The 16,813-nt window shown below is 71.2% G+C and carries 24 protein-coding genes and 1 pseudogene; 21 read left to right on the top strand and 4 right to left on the bottom strand.

Translation table 11 applies throughout. The annotated features are described in order from the left end of the window. Positions 1–567: 567 nt before the first annotated feature. Both ACMA1D_RS02230 and ACMA1D_RS02225 read left to right on the top strand, forming a co-directional pair. On the top strand, positions 568–2,079 hold the full coding sequence (locus ACMA1D_RS02230; RefSeq protein WP_414722132.1) for an alkaline phosphatase PhoX: 1,512 nt from the start codon (positions 568–570) through the stop codon (positions 2,077–2,079). A 420-nt stretch (positions 2,080–2,499) separates the two neighbouring features. Next, a complete protein-coding gene (locus tag ACMA1D_RS02225; protein WP_414722131.1) occupies positions 2,500–3,564 on the top strand; it encodes an MsnO8 family LLM class oxidoreductase in 1,065 nt (354 codons plus the stop codon). 152 nt (positions 3,565–3,716) lie between these two features. Here the strand turns inward: ACMA1D_RS02225 and ACMA1D_RS02220 are convergent, their stop codons facing one another. From ACMA1D_RS02220 to ACMA1D_RS02205, 4 genes and pseudogenes are all read right to left on the bottom strand, one after another. Next, positions 3,717–3,896 carry a hypothetical protein gene (locus ACMA1D_RS02220; RefSeq protein ID WP_414722130.1) on the bottom strand — a complete coding sequence of 60 codons (180 nt, stop codon included), beginning with the start codon at positions 3,894–3,896 and terminating at the stop codon, positions 3,717–3,719. Between the two features lie 350 nt (positions 3,897–4,246). Continuing rightward, positions 4,247–4,369 (bottom strand): annotated as a pseudogene (locus tag ACMA1D_RS02215) (TerD family protein); the annotation flags it as partial. Between the two features lie 32 nt (positions 4,370–4,401). Beyond that, a complete protein-coding gene (locus ACMA1D_RS02210; RefSeq protein ID WP_414722129.1) occupies positions 4,402–5,709 on the bottom strand; it encodes an integrase in 1,308 nt (435 codons plus the stop codon). Positions 5,710–6,010: 301 nt separating this feature from the next. Further along, positions 6,011–6,451 (bottom strand): hypothetical protein, encoded by a 441-nt coding sequence (locus ACMA1D_RS02205; protein WP_414722128.1) that lies wholly within the window; start codon positions 6,449–6,451, stop codon positions 6,011–6,013. Positions 6,452–6,625: 174 nt separating this feature from the next. Here ACMA1D_RS02205 and ACMA1D_RS02200 point away from each other — a divergent pair, with 174 nt between their 5' ends. From ACMA1D_RS02200 to ACMA1D_RS02110, 19 genes are all read left to right on the top strand, one after another. After that, complete coding sequence (locus tag ACMA1D_RS02200) at positions 6,626–6,865, top strand: helix-turn-helix domain-containing protein (RefSeq protein WP_414722127.1); 240 nt, start codon at positions 6,626–6,628, stop codon at positions 6,863–6,865. A 1-nt stretch (position 6,866) separates the two neighbouring features. Further along, on the top strand, positions 6,867–7,151 hold the full coding sequence (locus ACMA1D_RS02195; protein WP_414722126.1) for a hypothetical protein: 285 nt from the start codon (positions 6,867–6,869) through the stop codon (positions 7,149–7,151). Between the two features lie 93 nt (positions 7,152–7,244). Beyond that, a complete protein-coding gene (locus tag ACMA1D_RS02190; protein WP_414722125.1) occupies positions 7,245–7,595 on the top strand; it encodes a hypothetical protein in 351 nt (116 codons plus the stop codon). After that, complete coding sequence (locus ACMA1D_RS02185; protein ID WP_414722124.1) at positions 7,592–8,029, top strand: hypothetical protein; 438 nt, start codon at positions 7,592–7,594, stop codon at positions 8,027–8,029. The genes ACMA1D_RS02190 and ACMA1D_RS02185 overlap by 4 nt, the downstream gene beginning before the upstream one ends. Continuing rightward, the gene (locus ACMA1D_RS02180) at positions 8,029–8,223 is read left to right on the top strand and encodes a hypothetical protein (RefSeq protein ID WP_414722123.1); all 195 of its coding nucleotides are present in this window, start codon (positions 8,029–8,031) and stop codon (positions 8,221–8,223) included. Before ACMA1D_RS02185 ends, ACMA1D_RS02180 begins: the two co-directional genes overlap by 1 nt. Then, positions 8,220–8,399 carry a hypothetical protein gene (locus tag ACMA1D_RS02175; RefSeq protein ID WP_414722122.1) on the top strand — a complete coding sequence of 60 codons (180 nt, stop codon included), beginning with the start codon at positions 8,220–8,222 and terminating at the stop codon, positions 8,397–8,399. The genes ACMA1D_RS02180 and ACMA1D_RS02175 overlap by 4 nt, the downstream gene beginning before the upstream one ends. After that, complete coding sequence (locus ACMA1D_RS02170) at positions 8,396–8,743, top strand: hypothetical protein (protein ID WP_414722121.1); 348 nt, start codon at positions 8,396–8,398, stop codon at positions 8,741–8,743. The genes ACMA1D_RS02175 and ACMA1D_RS02170 overlap by 4 nt, the downstream gene beginning before the upstream one ends. Continuing rightward, the gene (locus tag ACMA1D_RS02165) at positions 8,740–8,922 is read left to right on the top strand and encodes a hypothetical protein (protein ID WP_414722120.1); all 183 of its coding nucleotides are present in this window, start codon (positions 8,740–8,742) and stop codon (positions 8,920–8,922) included. The genes ACMA1D_RS02170 and ACMA1D_RS02165 overlap by 4 nt, the downstream gene beginning before the upstream one ends. Beyond that, positions 8,919–9,107, top strand: a complete 189-nt coding sequence (locus tag ACMA1D_RS02160; protein ID WP_414722119.1) for a hypothetical protein — start codon at positions 8,919–8,921, stop codon at positions 9,105–9,107. The genes ACMA1D_RS02165 and ACMA1D_RS02160 overlap by 4 nt, the downstream gene beginning before the upstream one ends. 357 nt (positions 9,108–9,464) lie before the next feature. Then, complete coding sequence (locus tag ACMA1D_RS02155; protein ID WP_414722118.1) at positions 9,465–9,764, top strand: hypothetical protein; 300 nt, start codon at positions 9,465–9,467, stop codon at positions 9,762–9,764. Further along, complete coding sequence (locus ACMA1D_RS02150; RefSeq protein ID WP_414722117.1) at positions 9,761–10,702, top strand: hypothetical protein; 942 nt, start codon at positions 9,761–9,763, stop codon at positions 10,700–10,702. The genes ACMA1D_RS02155 and ACMA1D_RS02150 overlap by 4 nt, the downstream gene beginning before the upstream one ends. After that, positions 10,699–11,034 (top strand): WhiB family transcriptional regulator, encoded by a 336-nt coding sequence (locus ACMA1D_RS02145; RefSeq protein WP_414722116.1) that lies wholly within the window; start codon positions 10,699–10,701, stop codon positions 11,032–11,034. The genes ACMA1D_RS02150 and ACMA1D_RS02145 overlap by 4 nt, the downstream gene beginning before the upstream one ends. After that, positions 11,031–11,837, top strand: a complete 807-nt coding sequence (locus ACMA1D_RS02140) for a hypothetical protein (protein WP_414722115.1) — start codon at positions 11,031–11,033, stop codon at positions 11,835–11,837. The genes ACMA1D_RS02145 and ACMA1D_RS02140 overlap by 4 nt, the downstream gene beginning before the upstream one ends. Before the next feature lie 13 nt (positions 11,838–11,850). Next, positions 11,851–12,465: a hypothetical protein gene (locus tag ACMA1D_RS02135; protein ID WP_414722114.1), complete on the top strand. Its 615-nt coding sequence runs from the start codon at positions 11,851–11,853 to the stop codon at positions 12,463–12,465. 150 nt (positions 12,466–12,615) lie between these two features. Beyond that, a complete protein-coding gene (locus ACMA1D_RS02130; RefSeq protein ID WP_414722113.1) occupies positions 12,616–15,246 on the top strand; it encodes a phage/plasmid primase, P4 family in 2,631 nt (876 codons plus the stop codon). Positions 15,247–15,505: 259 nt separating this feature from the next. Further along, a complete protein-coding gene (locus ACMA1D_RS02125; protein ID WP_359329389.1) occupies positions 15,506–15,829 on the top strand; it encodes a hypothetical protein in 324 nt (107 codons plus the stop codon). Next, positions 15,826–16,284, top strand: a complete 459-nt coding sequence (locus ACMA1D_RS02120) for a hypothetical protein (RefSeq protein WP_414722112.1) — start codon at positions 15,826–15,828, stop codon at positions 16,282–16,284. Before ACMA1D_RS02125 ends, ACMA1D_RS02120 begins: the two co-directional genes overlap by 4 nt. Further along, on the top strand, positions 16,281–16,667 hold the full coding sequence (locus tag ACMA1D_RS02115; protein ID WP_414722111.1) for a hypothetical protein: 387 nt from the start codon (positions 16,281–16,283) through the stop codon (positions 16,665–16,667). The genes ACMA1D_RS02120 and ACMA1D_RS02115 overlap by 4 nt, the downstream gene beginning before the upstream one ends. Further along, positions 16,664–16,801, top strand: coding sequence for a hypothetical protein (locus ACMA1D_RS02110; RefSeq protein ID WP_414722110.1), 138 nt, complete (start codon positions 16,664–16,666; stop codon positions 16,799–16,801). Before ACMA1D_RS02115 ends, ACMA1D_RS02110 begins: the two co-directional genes overlap by 4 nt. Positions 16,802–16,813: the final 12 nt, after the last annotated feature.

Genomic DNA, 16,813 nt, shown 5'->3' with positions numbered 1-16,813 from the left:
CTGTCGGCCCTGCCGCCCCCTTCGTCCCTGCATCGCCCTGTCTCTTCCGCCCCGTCCCTTCTGCCCGTCCCGTCCTCGCCGTCTCCTCCGCCCGGCCGCCTGGTGCGGCCGGGCGGGCGGGGCCGGGGGCGCGGGGGCCGCGGGGGCGGGGCGGTCGTGGTGTGCGGGGCCGGGGCGGGTTCGGGGTGGCGTGCCGGCCGGATGGTGGCTGTATGGGGCGGTTCGTCGGCCCGGCGGCGAGCGTTCGGGATGGCGTTTCGCCACCGCCCGTGCGGGGTGGCGCGCGTGCCCGGCAGGGTCCGTACCGGGTACGGCGCGTGGCGGGTGACGGGCGGCGGGGCGCGCGTACGAGAGAGGGTGCTCGAATCGGGCAGGGGCTACGCAACTTCGCGTAGTGGGCGCCGAATGCGGTGGCGCAGGATGGACGTCCGGGAAGGATTGGGGCGAACCGTGCGGCCAAGCGGCCCTTCTGATGTCGTGTCGCGTTCAACTGGTGTTCGGCCGGGCGGGGAACCCTGGCCGCGGCATGACAGGCGGATAGATCCGGCCAGCCACCAGGAGATGAAGATGCCGCTTTCCCGCAGAGACTTTGCGAAGCAGTCCGCGTACACCGGTGCCGGTGTCGCGCTCATCGGCGCCGTCGATGTGCTCGCCACCGCCCCCGGTGCGATCGCAGCGGACACCGCGCGCGGGCCGCACCGCCCGACGCTCGGCTACGGGCCGCTCGTCCCCGACCCGAAGGGCCTGCTCGCGCTGCCCAAGGGCTTCTCGTACCGGGTGATCACGCGCACCGGTGAGACCACGCTGGAGACCGGCGAGTCCACCCCGTCCAACCACGACGGCACCGCCACCTTCGAGGGGCCGCGCGGGGCGACGCTGCTGGTCAACAACCACGAGCTGAGCGGGCGTCGGTCGAAGTGGCCGCACCCGGTGCCGCTGGTCGACGGGCTGGTGTACGACCCGGCGGCGGCCGGTGGCTGCACCGTCGTGGAGGTCTCGCGCCACGGCGACCACGTCAGCGAGTGGGTCGGCATCGCCGGTACCTCCAACAACTGCGCTGGTGGCCGCACGCCTTGGGGCACCTGGCTGACGTGCGAGGAGACCGAGGACAAGGCCGGCCAGAACGGCATGACCAAGGACCACGGCTACGTCTTCGAGGTCGACCCGTACGCCCACCCGCGCCGGCACCACCACGCGGCCGAAGACGTGGACGCGCAGGCCAACCACGACCCGAAGCCGATCAAGGCGCTCGGCCGGTACGCGCACGAGGCCGTCGTGGTGGACCCGCGGCGCGGGCACTTCTATCTGACCGAGGACGCCGACAAGCCGAACGGCCTGTTCTACCGCTGGGTGCCGCCGCACGGCTTCACGCCGGGCCGCCGCTCGCTGCGCCGCCTCGCCGACGACGCGGGCGTCCTCCAGGCGCCGCAGTGCTACGACTCGGGCGGCCGGTTCGTCGACGACCTGTCGCGGGCCCGCAAGGTGGGCACCGTCTACGGCGTGGACTGGATCAACGTCCCGGACCGGGACGCCAAGACGGTGTCGGTGCGCCGCCAGTTCAAGGACAGCCAGGTCACCCGCGCCCGCAAGCTGGAAGGCATGTGGTGGGGCGACGGTGGCGCGTACATCGTCTCCTCCTTCGCCCGTAGCGAGAGCCCGGTGGCGCACGACGGGCAGGTGTGGTTCTACGACCCGCGCCGTCGGACGCTGACCCTCAAGGTGCTGCTCGGCGTCAACCCGGACCCGGAGAAGGACGGCGCCTTCGACGGCCCGGACAACATCACGGTCTCCCCGTACGGCGGCCTGATCATCTCCGAGGACGGCGACGGCATCCAGCACCTGTTCGGCGCGACGGACAAGGGCGAGACGTACCCGATCGCCCGGAACGAGCTCAACATCGGCAGCGCCGACGACCCCTCGTACAGCGAGTTCACCGGCGTCGTCTTCTCGCCGGACGGGGACACGCTGTTCGCGAACATCCAGGTGCCCGGCATCATGCTGGCCATCACCGGCCCGTGGCGCCGCCAGCCCAACCGGCCGCACAAGCCGGGACACGGCCACGGCGGTCACCACGGCTGAGCGGGACGGCCAGGCGGCGCCTGCCGCCTGCCGCCTGTTGCTGGTTGGTTGACGGCTGCTGCTGGGTGGGCGGCTGACGGCTGACGGACGGCCTCGTTCGTTCTGCGCGTGTTCTGTTTCGCCCGATTGCTGGGGGATGGGCCTTGTCGCCCCAGCGGTCGGGGCGGGGCGGACGGGTCGCGCGGAGTGAGCGGGGCCGCCTCCGTTTCCCGGGGGGAGAGAGCGGGCGAGCGGAGGCGGGATCGGGGGGCGGTATCGGGTGGGGGCGAGGCCGGCCGTCCGGGGGCGGGATCGGCGGGGTGGGGAGCGGGCGCCGGTACGGGTGCGGCTGGGGCGGCTGGTGGTGGAGGTGACCGGCCGCCGGGGCCGGGGCGGGAATCCTGGTCGGCCCAGGACGTTGTTACCTGTGTGACCGCACGCGTGAGAAGCACCCCGTTCTCCGTACTCGACCGTTCCCGCACCCGGCAGGGCCGGGAGCACGGTGAGGCGCTGCGCGACACCGTCGCCTTCGCCCAGCTCGCGGAGGAACTCGCCTTCCACCGGTTCTGGGTCTCCGAGCACCACAGCGTGCCGGGTGTCGCGGGATCGGCGCCGACCGTGCTGGCCGCGGCGGTCGCGGCGGCGACCCGGCGCATCCGGGTCGGCACGGGCGGCGTGATGCTGCCCAACCACCAGCCGCTGGTCGTGGCGGAACAGTTCGGGGTGCTCGCCTCGCTCTTCCCCGGCCGCATCGACATGGGCCTCGGCAGGTCCGTCGGCTTCACCGACGGCATCAGGCGCGCACTCGGCCGGGACAAGGAAGCGGCCGACGACTTCGGCGCGCAACTCGCCGAGCTGCTCGGCTACTTCACCGGCGAACAGCAGGTGCACCCCGAGGTGCACGCGCGCCCCGCCGAGGGGCTACAGGTGCCCGCGTTCGTGCTGGCCACCGGTGCGGGGGCGGAGGTCGCGGCGCAGGCCGGGCTGCCGTTGGTGATCGCCGCGGCGGCGGGCGAGGCGCGCATGTTGGAGGCCATCGAGCGGTATCGAGCAGCCTTCCGCCCCTCGGCGCAGGCGGCGGAACCGTACGTCGTGGTGGCCGGCACCGTCGCCGTCGCCGAGACCACCGAACAGGCGAGGCGGCTACTCGTCCCCGAGGCGTGGTCGGCCGCCTACTCGCGCACCCACGGGGTGTTCCCGCCGCTGGAGCCCGCCGAGGCCATCGAGGCCAGGGCGATGACCGACCGCGAGCGCGCGCTGTACGAGCAGTCGATGCGCGGCCATGTGCACGGCACCGAGGACGAGGTGGCCACGGCACTGGACGGGCTGATCGCGCGGACGGACGCGGACGAGGTGCTGGTGACCACGAGCAGCTACGACCGGGACGACATGCTCGACTCCTACCGACGGCTCGCCCGGCTCGTCCGGCCGTCGCCCACCGACCCCGATCGCGAAGCGATTTCGGGCCCGCCGGCCGTCCCGCCACCGCTGGCCCCCCTGCGCTGACGCCTCTGGTCACCCGCCCGGTCCTCCGCGGCTCGGCGGAGTGAGGGCCGATGGGGCGCCGTTCGGCGGACGGGTCGGACGGGTCGTATGGGGCGGGTGGGGCTGCTGGGGGAACGGCCGGGGTGCTGGGCCGGGCGGGCCGGCCCGTGGGGTCAGGCGGCCTGGACGACTTCCTCGCGTATGGCCTGTCGCCAGGCCGCGCGCAGCCGGTCCAACTCCTGGAGCTCCGTGGGGGACCAGGACCGGTTGCCCGCAACGAAGTCGCGGATCGCGTCGTTGGCGAGCGCGGCGGGCGAACGGGGGCCTGCGGACGGGGGGTTGGTCGGGATCATGGGTCCTACCTTAGGTCCAGGGACTGACAGTGGACTCACGGCGGGTGACTCGCGGGCGTCGCCCGAGTGCGGTCCGTACACCGTCCCGACACCGAACCCCACCGCCCGGCCCCGATCCGGTGTCGATCCGGCGCTGCTCAGCTCGCCCCGGGGCCGGCCGCACGCGTGGTGCTAGCCCGCCAGCCGGCCCCGCCCCGCCCCGCCCCGCCCCGTGCCGTACGGCGGGTGGCGGGCGGGGCGGACTGCTGAGGTGCCGCGGCGCGGGTGCGTCCCCGGTGGCGGACGCCGGACCGGCGCCGTCGGGGCGGCGCCGGAGCGGTCGGTCGGTCGGCCGCGCGTGCCCTGGCGGGTCAGAGCGCCGCGCCTCCGGGCTTGACCATGCCGCGCACGGTGCGCGAGTCGACGTACTCGCCCATCGCCGTCATCTCCCATTCGCCGCTGAACTGGCGGATGAGCTTGGCCATCACGGGGCCGCTGGGCGAACTTGCCGCTTGAGCTGCGACTATCACGCTGCTTCTTGGGCGACTGGGAGAGAAGTGGGAAACGGGGGCATCCACAGCCCTCCGGCGGCATCGAAGAAGGTATCCCATCGGAGCTGCTGAGCCTCCACGATGTCACGCTCCATCTTGATGGTCAGGTTCCCGTACAGGCCGCGCACGCCAGCGATCTCATGCCCCATGCGCGTCTCGACTGCGGTCTCCGAGTGCCCTTCCTCATCGAGGCACTCCTTCATCCAGTGCCGCAGCCGGTAGATCGGCCACTCGCCCACGGAGAATTCCTCGACGGGCGGGATCGCGGGGCGCGTGAAGTCCCTCCTCGACTCGCGAGCTGGGGCTCCGTCGCGGATGGGTCCCCAGTAGTCGCGGTCGAACCGTGCGCCCAGCAGGTCCCCCCCGTTCAGTGCGGGGAATGCCCATCGCGAGTCGTGTGAGGCAGCGAGGGCCTGGTGCATTGCCGTGAGGAACGGCGCTTCGACCAGCGTGCGATGCGACTCATACTTTGGGGCGGTGAGTGTCTTCTTCCCGTCCACCCACTGGTGCTGGAACTCGACCCGTGTGGCGGGGATTTGCGCGTACCGCTCGACGGACTCTAGGCGCTGCTCAGGGTCTGGATCGGAGGCGGGCCAGGTAGGCGAAGAGTAGATTCGCTGCTGGGCGTACATCTCGCCTGGGCGTGTGCCCTGGAATGCTGCATGCCAGATATACGTCCAGCCAGTGAAGCCCCACACGGTGTATGCGTTCACTGCAAGCTGGTACACGGGGCCCATCGCGAGTGGGCGCTTCTTCTTGCGAGCCTTCTTCACGTACTTGCCCCGGCGTGGCGTGGGAGGTGGGACCGGTGACTCGGATCGGTACTTGTACCTCACTACGGCGTCGGTCATCAGCATCCCGAAGACCATCAGGATGTCGTCTGCGTAGGTCCGCGACATCTCCTTCGCCGCGACCTTGCGGTTCAGTTCGCCGCGCCAGGTGAGGTAGGCGGCAGTGTCGATTTCTCCCACCTTCATGTGGCCCCACTTCTTGAGGATGTGGGACTTGATCATAGACCGATAGGTCTTGATCGACTCGGGGCGCAGATCCTGGTTTGGCAGCCAGATCGGCAGGGCGTACCGCTCCATGAGTAGGTCCCCACGGCTCTTCTGGACGTGCTTCCCATGGCGCACGTCGTACTCGCGGTCAAGTCCGTATTCGCGTGCTTCGTCTTCGGTGTCGAAGCCGGAGGCGCTTTCGTACTTCTTGCGGCCGTTGGGCAGGTACTCGCCAGCCCACCACTTGACACGGCACTTACTCCCCCGCCATTCAATGTTCGGCATGCGCTGCTCTGCTTTCGTCTGCTACTCGCGTTGTCCGATGAGACAGCCTTGGCAGGTGCGGCAGTCGCCGCCTTGACGCGTGATCAGGGCCCTCGCTGCGGCGCGCGCGTCAGAGTCATGCAGGACGTGGAGGCTGAGGAGACAGACCTCCTCGCCGTCTATGTCGCCGCGGAAGGCGTTGAATCCTGCCCCAAGATCGACCGTCATCATTCTGTGCACAAGTCCCCCCTGAGGGATTGAGGGACCTCCCAAGTGAGCGGTAATTGTCGCACGTTAATGCGCCTTTAGACCTGGTCCTACGTCAACTGGGGTCGGTGGCGGCCTGTCCGCGGATCGTTTTGAACTCCTCCACGGCGCGGCGCTTGAGCTCTCTGATCTCCGACGCGGTCAGGCTGTCGCTGACGGAGATCGCGGCGTTCTGTACGGCCTGGGCGATGTCGGATTCGAGGTCGCCACTGTCGACCGGGGAGATCACTGCCCCGGTTCCGCCCGGCTCTACGAGGGTGGGCGAGCCGCCCTTGAGGATGGCGAGGCATGAGCCGGGAGCCCAGTGGAGCATCGGCTCGATGGACCCGTAGGTGAGGGCGCGCACGGGCCGGCCTGCTTCCACCTGGTTGTACGTGTTGATGGTGATGCCTGCCGCCTTGGCTGCATCCGACTTGTGCAGGCGTAGGGCGACTCTGCGCTGGGTGACGTGCCCGGCCAGCCGCTGTAGCGCTGCTTCGTCGCGGGGGGTGCTCATGACGCCCATCATCGCAGTCCCTCTCAGGAACAGCTAGGAACACTCATCAAGCTGTCCGCTTTCCGTCCTGCCGCCGGGCCGGCAGAGTGCCCGCCCCGTTCGAAGTTACAAGTTTCTGCATGTTACTGCCTGGTACTGCTAGTTTCTGATGTTAGAAACTCGTAGAGTCTCTGCATGGCACCACTCCCAGCCACCTTCGAGGTGAACGGGACGGCGCTACGCAGTACCCGGATGCGCCAAGGGCTCGGCATGCGAGCCACCGCTGAGGCCGCCGGCATCAGCCGCAGCTACTTGCAGCGGCTCGAAACCGGATCTCGGACGCGCATGAGTCCCGGGCCTTACGTAGCCCTCCGCACAGCCCTCAATGCCACAGACGACGAGCTCCTCACCAAAGGGGAGCCAGAAGAGAGGTGACATGCCGACGACCACAGAGGTCGAGACCCCCGCCGCACTCATGCGACGCGACGGCTACATGAAGCCCGAGGAGGCCGCGGAGGACCTCGGGTGCGGGGTGAGGTGGCTGCTGGACGGCCTTAACCGGCATGGCTTCCCCCACACCCGTATGGGCAAGGCCAAGTGGCTGAGCGAGCAGGACCGCATCGCGATCCGCGAGCTGTGTCACGTGCCTGCACAGCCGGGGAAGATCTCCCAGCTTCGCCGCCGTAGCACGTCGACGAAGCGACTCAAGAGCACCGCCTAGCGGTGCGCGGTCCCAACCGCCGGGCTCTGACACACCGGCAGCCGGGACCTCGGCTTCACCCCACTCACCTATCCCAAGGAAGCGAGGCTCACCGTGAGCGCTCAGCCTATCGAACGCCCACCCACCCACTTGCGGCTCGTCGGCGACAACCGTCACGCCGTCCGCTCGATGCTCGACTACCTGGCGCTGCCGGCGCCGACGATCGTGCCCCGGGCCGACGCCGTGCACATCGCAGTCGCGGACGTGGACGACTTGGCCGCGTGGCTGTACGCCCTGGGTGGCACGGTGCACCGCGGGCCGGAGCAGGACGGTGCGGCGTTGTGGACGCTGCACACGCAGACCCCGCGGCGTGCGGACGGTTCGTCCGTGGCGGTGCGGGTGCATGTGCCGGTCGTGGCTGGTGAGGATGTGCTGGCGGGCGTCCGGCTGGCGGTGGCCCGGTGAACGCGAAGCGGGTGAACGCTGCGGCGGGTGTGCTGCACGCGGCGCAGGTGCGGGGACGGGTGACGGCGGCTGGTCTGGCTGCCGACCTGGAGGCCGCGGGTCTGCTCCAGTCGCCGGCGACGGCGGCCGAGACGGAGCGGCTGCGGGCCCGGGTGGCCGAGCTGGAGGCCGAGCGGCACGCGACGAACTCGGCGCTGGCCGAGGTGACCGAGGCGCTGCGGGCGGCTGAGGGCCGCGCCGACGGGCTGGCGGTGGGCCGGCCGGCCGTGCTGGAGCCGGACGGTTGCCGGCACTGCGGGATTCCGGAGCGCGGCCACGCCCGCCAGTGGACGCGGGCGGCCGGCTGGCACGCCTGGGTCGAGCCGTCGGATGGGCAGCGGCTGGAGCGGATGCGCGCCCGGCGAGCGGCTCGCACCGAGGCGGGTTACCTGTGATGGCCGCCCCGACGCCGGCCCCGCGCCGGACCGACATCGCCGCGCTGGACGTGCCGCTGGAGGTCCTGGAGGCGCGGCTCGCGGAGCAGCGGCACCTGCTGGACGCGAACGACCGCGCCTACGTGCACTGCGCGACCGACCACCCGGAGCTGATCCCGTCGGCCCCGCCGGCCGTGGACGGAGGCGAGTCGTGACGTTCCTCGCCCTGATCTCGCTGTTGCTCGGTGGCTGGCTGGCCGTGTGCTGGGCCGTCGGTGCCCGGGCGGACCGCCGGCCTCGGCCGGTGACGGACCCGGTCGCCGACTCCCGCGCCGCGGCGTCTGCCGCCCGCGCCGCCGCGCGCCACGACATCCCCGGAGGTACCCGATGACGGGCCCCGAGCACTACCGCCAGGCCGAGTGGCTGCTCGACCGCGCGCACTACTTCACCTACGGCGACGGCCTCGACGTGGCCCAGGGCCACGCGCTCGCCGCCGAGGCGCAGGCACACGCGACGCTCGCGCTCGCCGCCGCCACGGCCATGCACGCCGACATCGCCGCGAGCGCGGCCGACATCCGCGACGCCCGCCTGGACGAGTGGATCAAGGCCACCAGCTCCACGACGTGTGCCGAGTGCGACCACCCGGTGCCGGCCGGCAGCGCGTACTGCTCGGCCCTGTGCCGCAACGCCGCCGACGACCACGGCGCCGACGAGCCGGCGGGCGGTGACGAGTGAGCGCCACCTGCGACGGCTCTACCTGCCGTGACCTGCCGTCCGGCTGCCACGCGGCCGACTGCGCCCACTGGGACCTGCCCGCCGACGACGACCGGGGCCTGGCCCTGGCCGAGGACGGCTACCTCGCCACCACCACCCGGCGCCCCGTCGCGCCGACCGTAGAGAGGAGCGCCGCGTGAGCGCCCAGGACACGCCCCTGCCGGACGAGCCCGGCGCCCAGGACGCCGAGGACACCGCCCGCGCCGCCGTGCTGCGGGAGGCCGCCGACGTCGCCGCCAGCCGAGCCGGCTGCCCCTGCAACACCGCCGAGCAGATCGCGTACCTCCTGCGCCGGCAGGCCGCCGAGGCGGTGCGCGATGCCTGACCGCCTCACCACCCTCCGTCACGGTCATATCCGCTGGCGCAACGGACACCCCCCGCCCCCCAACGGGTGCCGCTGGTGCGGAGCCGAGCAGCGCCACCACGGGCAACAGCAGCTACCCGGCCGCGGTCTCCACCACTGGGAGCAGCCGACCCAGCGCCAGATTCTGGCCCGCATGCGGGCGCGCCGAAACGCCTTCAAGAGCCGGTGCCGGTGCAGGGAATGGTCGGTGCCGGGCGGGCCGGTGGTAGACCCATGGCGCTGCGAGGCCGACGACTGCGTGATGCACAACTGGATCATCGGCCAGTGGCTGACCCCGCTGGAGTTCGAGCAGGCGGTGGCTGTCAATGACTGACCGCATTGATCGTCTCCTCACCGCTGTCCGCTGCGAGGGCGGCACGTGGACCACCCGCCGCGCCCAACAGCTCTATCAGACCTGGGGCATCCGGCAGCCAGACCTGGGGCATCCGGCAGCGCAGCACCGCCCGCAAGGACCTCGCGGCTCTCGCCCGCCGCGGCGTGCTCGTCGTCGCTGGCGGACACGACCGCGCCTACCGGCCCAACCACGCGGTGGCCAGCGACCTCGACGGCAGGTGCCCGCAGTGTGCGCGGACCTTCGAGGACTGCCGCTGCACGTCGACGGGCGGTGATGCCGCGTGACGCACACCCACGTGGTCATGTGGTCCGGCGGCGCCACCTCTTACGCGACCGCCCGCCTCGTGGCGGACCGGTACGGCACCGACAACTTGGTGCTCCTTTTCGCCGACACCCGCTACGAGGACCCAGACCTCTACCGGTGGAACGCGGAGGCCAGCGCGCTCATCGGCGTCCCGCTGACTGTGGTTGCTGACGGGCGTGATCCCTGGCAGGTCTTCAACGACAAACTTGTCGTGGGCAACGCTCGGATCGCGCCTTGCTCGCAGCTCCTCAAGCAGATCCCCAGCCGTACCTGGCTGGAGGCCAGATGTGACCCGGCCAGCACGACCATCTACATCGGCATCGACTGGTCGGAAACTCACCGGCTCCCGGCGATTCGGTTCGGGTACGCACACACCCTCGCTGGGTGTGCCCCGGGGAAGTTTCGGAAGCGGCTGTGCGCCGACCTGTTCGCGAATGTCGAAGGCCCTGACGCCAGCCACGGGCGCCGCTCCGGTCCGGGGTGCCGCAACCTCCTCCCCGTCCCGTGGCACGTCGAGGCGCCGCTGGCCGGGCCGCCGTACCTGGACAAGGAAGACATCCTCCAGCAGGCGGAGGGGGCCGGCGTGCGCCGGCCGGAGCTGTACGCCCAGGGATTCGTCCACAACAACTGCGGTGGCCGATGCGTGCGCGGGGGTCAGGCGCAGTGGGTCCACCTGTTGCGCACCATGCCGGAGCGGTACGCCGAGGTCGAGCAGCAAGAAGAAGCCCTGCGTGCCCGGCTGCGGGAGCGCCACGGGGGTGACGTGGCGATCTTGCGGGATCGGCGTCGCGGGAAGACGGTGCCGCTGACGCTGACCGAGCTACGCCGGCGCGCCGAGCGGCGCGGTGAGCAGGACGGCCTGTTTGACACCGCGGACTGGGGCGGCTGCGGCTGCCTTCCTGGAGGTGATGCCGCGTGACGACGACCGCGCAGGCCGGGGCCACCAGCGCCCCGGCCGCCGGGTGGCCCGCCGCCCAGATGGCCACCCTGCCCGCGACTTGGACCGCCTCCGCTGTCTGCGCCCAGGTCGATCCCGAGCTGTTCTTTCCCGAGATCGGTGGCAGCAGCGCTGTCACCGCGCGACGGATCTGCGCCGCCTGCCCCGTACGAGCCGAATGCCTGGCCGCAGCGCTCTCCGAGGAAGGCGACTGCGCTCCCAGCTACCGGCACGGCATCCGCGGCGGCCTCAGCCCCCGCGCGCGCTACGCCCTGGGCCGCCGACGCCCAGCGCAGAAAGGAGCATCCGCGTGATCGCAACCGGCAGCGACGAGTTCGGTGAGCGACTGGCCGAGCGCATCGGCGAGTTCATCATCGCGAGCGACGCGGCCAGCGCGCGGAGCCAGCAGGTCGCCATCGGCCCCTCCGACGTTGGGGAACCGTGCGAGCGGCAGCTCAGCTACCGCATGCTCGCCTGGCCGCAGACCAACGACCGGCACGACCCGATCGCCGCGATCATCGGCACCGGGTTCCACATGTGGATGGCCGAGAAGTTCGCCGCGCGTCAGGTCGACATCGGTGGCGGGGTGCTGCGCTACGCCATCGAGGAGCGCGTCACCGTACGCGAGGGCTACACCGAGGAGTCCACGCTCTGCGGCAGCGCAGACCTCTACGACCGGCTCGCCAAGCTCAACTACGACTGGAAGCTCGTCGGGTTGTCCTCGCTGGACAAGTACCGGCGCCAGGGCCCAGGCGAGAAGTACCGCGTGCAGGCCCACCTGTACGGGCTCGGCCAGGAAAACGCTGGCCAAGCGCCCGACCGCGTGGTCGTCGTGTTCATCGCGCGGCACCACGAACTCAAGGTCCACGTCTGGTCCGAGCCGTACGACCGCAGCGTCGCCGAGGCGGCGCTGGCCCGGCTCGACCGCATCCGCCAGCGAGTGCTCGACCTCGACCCCGAGGCGCACCCCGAGCGCTGGCACCAGATCCCCATGGCCGAGCGGCCCAACTGCCGCTTCTGTCCATGGCTCAGGCCCGGCAGCACCGATCTCAGCCAGGGCTGCCCCGGGGCCAACAACGAAGCCAAGAGCACCCAGCTCGAAGCACTCATCGCATAAGGAGACCCACCTCATGACCGTTCCCATGCAGCAGACCCCCTCCGCCGACGACTTCCTCATGGGCGGCGGCGTCACCAGCGCCAAGTTCCCCACCCTGGGCACCACCGTCTCCGGGAGGATCACCGAGCGCCCCACCGTCGAGCAGCAGCGCGACTTCACCACTGGCGAGCTGAAGTTCTGGGACGACGGGAAGCCGCAGATGCAGCTCGTCGTCACCCTGGCCACCGCCGAGCGTGACCCGCTGAACCCGGAGGACGACGGGGCTCGCAGGGTCTACATCAAGGGGCAGATGAAGAACGCGGTGGCCGCCGCTGTCCGCGCCTCCGGGGCCCGCGGGCTGGAGATCGGCGGCACCCTCACCGTCACCTACGCCCGCGACGGGCAGAAGACCAACCCCCGCTTCAACGCGCCGAAGAACTACGACGCGGTGTACGTGTCTTCAGCGCAGAACGAGCTGAACACGCCCGACCCTGGCGCCACCGCCGCGCAGCAGCCTGGCGGCACCGTCGGCGGGCTCACCGCGGAGCAGCTCGCCGCAGCGGCCCAGAACCCGGCCACGGCAGCACTGTTGGCCCAGCAGCAGGCGCAGCAGGCCGCGGGCGGCTCGGCCACCCCACCTCCGTTCTGATCCCCTCAGCCGCCCCCGTGACCGCGCGACTCGACTCCGCGGCCACGGGCCGGCCAGCCCGCTCGGTAACCACGCCGGGGCCCGCGGTGCAACCCCGCGGGCGGGCGCTTCCCCAACTTGCACCACCCCGTACGACGCGAGGAGAGCCCCTTGAGCACCACGCCGCCACCGGACACGCTGGCCGCAGCGCTCGCACTGCACGCGGCCGGGTGCTCGGTCATCTCCGTCCACGCGGACGGAAGCAAGCGGCCCCGCGGCACCTGGCGGCACTACCAGCAGGCCCGCGCCGACGAGGCGACACTGCACCGCTGGTTCGCCGAGGGGCACCCTGGCATCGGTGTCATCACTGGCTCGGTCAGCGGTGGCCTGGAGATGCTGGAGCTTGAGGGGCGCGCCGTTGACGAGGGCGTGCTCGACACCCTCGCGGAGATCGCCCAAGCCTCCGGACTGGCCGAGCTGTGGACGCGCATCGCCACCGGGTGGCTGGAGCGCTCGCCCTCCGGCGGCCTGCACTTCCACTACCGCGTCACCGGGGGCCCCGTTCCCGGGAACACGAAGCTGGCCAGCCGCCCGGCCCGCGAAGACGAACTCACCCCTGGCGAGCGGGAGCTGCTGGCCACGCACCCGGGCAAGGTCATCACCCGAGGGCTGATCGAAACCCGCGGCGAGGGCGGCTTCGTCGTCACCGCGCCGAGCAGCGGCCCAGTCCACGCGAGCGGACTGCCGTACGAGATCGTCGCTGGCGGCCCGGACACGTGCCCCACCGTCACCGCGGACGAGCACCGCGCCCTGCACCTGCTGTGCCGCATGGTCGACAGCGTCCCCACGTCAGAGCCGCCAGCCCCGCCTGCCCAGCCACCGGCCATGGACGAGGCCACGGCCTTCCTCTTCTCTAGCGACGCCCCCGCCGGCGCTGCCACCGGCCTCACCCCGGGGGATGACTTCGAGGCGCGCACGACCTGGGCAGAGATCCTCACCCCACACGGGTGGACCGCGCTGCGCACCATCGGCGGCACCACCTACTGGCGGCGCCCCGGCAAAGACACCCCGGGGATCTCCGCGACCACCGGGCGGGCCGCCGACCGGGACCGGCTGTACGTGTTCACCACGAGCACCGAGTTCGATGCGGAGCGGCCCTACACCAAGTTCGGCGCCTACGCGCTGCTCACCCACGGTGGTGACCACTCGGGCGCGGCACGCGAACTGCGCCGGCGCGGGTACGGGGAGCGGCCTCAACACCTGCGCGCCGTGCCCCCGCCGTCACCACCGGCGGCGTCCTCCGGGCCGCGCAGCGATGGCGCCACAGCCCTCGCCCCGGAGGCTCAGGAGAGCGGCTGGGCCGCGCCACAGGAGCCCCGCCCGCTGCTCCCCATGCCGATGCCGGCACGCGACTGGGACGACATCGGCAACGCGCAGCGAGTGGTCGACCGCTACGGCACCGAGATCGTATGGGTCACCGACACCGAGCAGTGGGCCACCTACGACGCGGGCCGCTGGTCCTTCAAGGGCGCGAACACGGCCGTATGGACCCGGGTCGTGTCCACGATCGACAACCTGCGCGACGAGGCCGACAACTACGACGACAAGCCTCCGGTGTTTGAGGCCGACTGCAAGCCGACGAAGGAGGAGCAGCTCAGCGAACGCGAACGCTTCGAGAAGTTCGCTCGCACTCAGCGCATGCGCACGCGCCTGGCTGCGGCGCGCGAGATCCTCCAGGCGCACCCGGCGCTCCACGTGCACATGGACCACTTCGACCGGCCCGAGTTGCTGCTGAACGTCGCCAACGGAGTGGTGGACCTCACCACCGGCGAACTGCACCCGCACGATCGCACGCTGTACCTGATGCAGCAGTCCCCGGTGCGCTACGAACCGGACGCGAAGGCGCCGAGGTGGGAGGACTTCCTGGCATCGGCGATGCCGGACGAGGAGCGTCGCACCTACCTGGCCCGGGTCGTCGGCTACACGCTGACCGCGTCCACGCAGGAGCAGGCGATGTTCATTCACCACGGGGACGGGGCCAACGGCAAGGGCGTGTTCATGCGCGTCCTCATGGCCCTCCTCGGGGACTACGCCCAGTCGGTGCCCAGGTCAACCCTGCTGGCCAAGCAATCCGACGGCATCCCCAACGACGTGGCCCGCATGGTCGGCAAGCGCCTGCTCGCCACCACCGAGACGTCGGCCGGCAAGCGGCTGGACGACGAACTCGTCAAGCAGCTCACCGGGGAAGACCCGATGAGCGCCCGCTTCATGCGTGCAGAGTTCTTCGACTTCCGCCCCGTCGGGAAGATCCACCTGGCCACCAACTACCTGCCCAACGTCGGCGGCGGGCACGGGATCGCCCGGCGCTTGCAGGACATCGGGTGGGACGTCACGGTCCCTCCGAACAGGCGCGTGCCCAAGCTGGACGAGAAGATCATGGCGAGCGAGGCCGCTGGGGTACTGAACTGGGCTATCGCCGGGTGTATCGAGTGGCAGCAGCGCGGCCTGGATGTGCCGGCGGCGGTCCAGGAGAAGACCCGCGAGCACTTGGCGAACTCCGACCCGATGGTCATGTGGATGGACGAGCAGACCGTCCCGGAGGGCGCGGAGTACAGCACGGAGACGGGGCTGCTGTACGCGAACTACAAGCTGTGGTCCGAAGCCTCCGGCATGCGCCCCATGTCGATCAAGGCGTTCGTCCTGGCGCTCAAGGAGCGCGGCATCGACAGCCACAAGCACCCCAAAACTCGGCGCTCGATCACCTTCGGTCTGCGGCTGACGACCTTCGACGGGAGGCCGTGATGTCGGTGGCCGCGAAGGAGTTCGAAGGGGTTGCGAAGGGGTTGTCGAAGGGGTGCGCGAAGGCATTGACCTGCGGTTCGAAGGGATCGAAGGGGTGTGTGGAGGGTTACGCACATGAGACATGCACACCTCTCTCTATTCGTATAGGTAACCGAGGTCTGCGAAACGGCTTCGAAACCTACGAAGTGCAGGTCAAAGCCTTCGACAACCCCTTCGCGATCCCTTCGCAACCCCTTCGAACCCCTTCGCAGGGGGCGCGATGAGCACCCCGGGCTGGCTCGACGCGAAGATCGCCGCCACCTCCGACCACGCGATCCCCACCACCTGCCAGCGCTGCGGCGCCCCGGTGCTGACCGCGCGCCCGGGGCGGGTGGCGGCCCTCGATGTTGCCCTCGACCTCGACCCGCTGACTCCGCTCGAAGAGGTCCGCGCCCTGCTGGAAGGCCGGCTCACCTGGCACCTGGTCATCGGGGCGCTCGGCACCCAGCGCATCACCTGGCGCGGCACCACCCACATCACCGCGGGGCCCGCACGCCACCCCGTACTCCGCGACCACCACTGCCCGAGGGAGGGCACCCTATGACCACGGCACCGCCCAGACTCCGCAGCTACACGCTGGCCCTGCCAGTGGGGATGAAGCTGCTCAACGCAAACCAGCGCGTGCACCACCGTGTCCGCGCCGAGGTCACCGCGACCATCCGCGGCGCGGCCATGGCCGCCTGCTCCGAACACGATGGGCTGCGCGCCGCGCTGGCCGCGGCTTCGCCTGCCCCGGTGATGAGCCACGCGTACATCCTCGCCATCATCCACCCGGCCACGCGGCGCCGGCTCGACCCGGCCAACCTCTATCCGAGCTTCAAGGCCGCGGTGGACGGGCTGGTCGACGCGGGAGTCCTGGAGGACGACGACCACACCCGTGTCATCGGGCCTGACATGCGCATCGGTGGCGTGGTGAAGGGTGGCCAGCTAGCCCTGCACGTCCAGGAACTCACCGCGGCCCAGCACGCGGCCTTCCAGTGGACGGGGGTGCCTCAGTGACCAGGCCCCCCATCGCGGGAGCGAACATCTGGCTTCCCGTCATGGACGCCGCAGGCCATCGCTGCCAGTGCACCGGGGCGTGCGGCGCCAAGCACACCGACCGCAAGACCGGGAAGCCGGGACGGTGCCTCCACGCCAGCGGGGACCACGTCAGCCGAGTGGGGGAGATCAAGCTCATCGCCGCGCCCGCGGACGTCGCCACCAGCTACCCCCCGGAGAACACCCCGCTGCTGGCCTGGTGCCGGCCCTGCTACGACGGGGCGCGGCGCCTGGCCAAGCGCGCGGCGAAGGCGCAGCCACCGCAGGCGGACGGGTTGTTCGCGGCCGAGGAGTATCGCGTCGCCCCGGCCAGCAAGCGGCAGGCGGAAGTGGGGCGCGCGTGACCCGCCCAACGCTTGGCCGGGCCAACGAGGAACCCCGGCCCCCGCTCGACCACGCCGGCCTCGCCGCCGCCGGCCAACTCGCCATCCCCGTACAGCAGCCCCTCCCCGTCGCGACCCGGGCCCGCCCGCAGTGAGCCGACCGCACC

The sequence above is a fragment of the Streptomyces sp. 796.1 genome, assembly GCF_047525675.1.
Taxonomy (GTDB): Bacteria; Actinomycetota; Actinomycetes; order Streptomycetales; family Streptomycetaceae; genus Streptomyces.
The sequence above is the reverse complement of the archived record's forward strand: the minus strand, read 5'-3'. Positions and strand labels throughout refer to the sequence as shown.

What these genes read in the sequence shown, in the direction of transcription:
- ACMA1D_RS02200 (WP_414722127.1), top strand. Translation starts at nt 6,626, where the DNA reads ATGGCACCACTCCCAGCCACCTTCGAGGTGAACGGGACGGCGCTACGC.
- ACMA1D_RS02220 (WP_414722130.1), bottom strand. Translation starts at nt 3,896, where the DNA reads ATGATCCCGACCAACCCCCCGTCCGCAGGCCCCCGTTCGCCCGCCGCG.
- ACMA1D_RS02195 (WP_414722126.1), top strand. Translation starts at nt 6,867, where the DNA reads ATGCCGACGACCACAGAGGTCGAGACCCCCGCCGCACTCATGCGACGC.
- ACMA1D_RS02205 (WP_414722128.1), bottom strand. Translation starts at nt 6,451, where the DNA reads ATGAGCACCCCCCGCGACGAAGCAGCGCTACAGCGGCTGGCCGGGCAC.
- ACMA1D_RS02170 (WP_414722121.1), top strand. Translation starts at nt 8,396, where the DNA reads ATGACGGGCCCCGAGCACTACCGCCAGGCCGAGTGGCTGCTCGACCGC.
- ACMA1D_RS02125 (WP_359329389.1), top strand. Translation starts at nt 15,506, where the DNA reads ATGAGCACCCCGGGCTGGCTCGACGCGAAGATCGCCGCCACCTCCGAC.
- ACMA1D_RS02180 (WP_414722123.1), top strand. Translation starts at nt 8,029, where the DNA reads ATGGCCGCCCCGACGCCGGCCCCGCGCCGGACCGACATCGCCGCGCTG.
- ACMA1D_RS02120 (WP_414722112.1), top strand. Translation starts at nt 15,826, where the DNA reads ATGACCACGGCACCGCCCAGACTCCGCAGCTACACGCTGGCCCTGCCA.
- ACMA1D_RS02135 (WP_414722114.1), top strand. Translation starts at nt 11,851, where the DNA reads ATGACCGTTCCCATGCAGCAGACCCCCTCCGCCGACGACTTCCTCATG.
- ACMA1D_RS02210 (WP_414722129.1), bottom strand. Translation starts at nt 5,709, where the DNA reads ATGCCGAACATTGAATGGCGGGGGAGTAAGTGCCGTGTCAAGTGGTGG.
- ACMA1D_RS02230 (WP_414722132.1), top strand. Translation starts at nt 568, where the DNA reads ATGCCGCTTTCCCGCAGAGACTTTGCGAAGCAGTCCGCGTACACCGGT.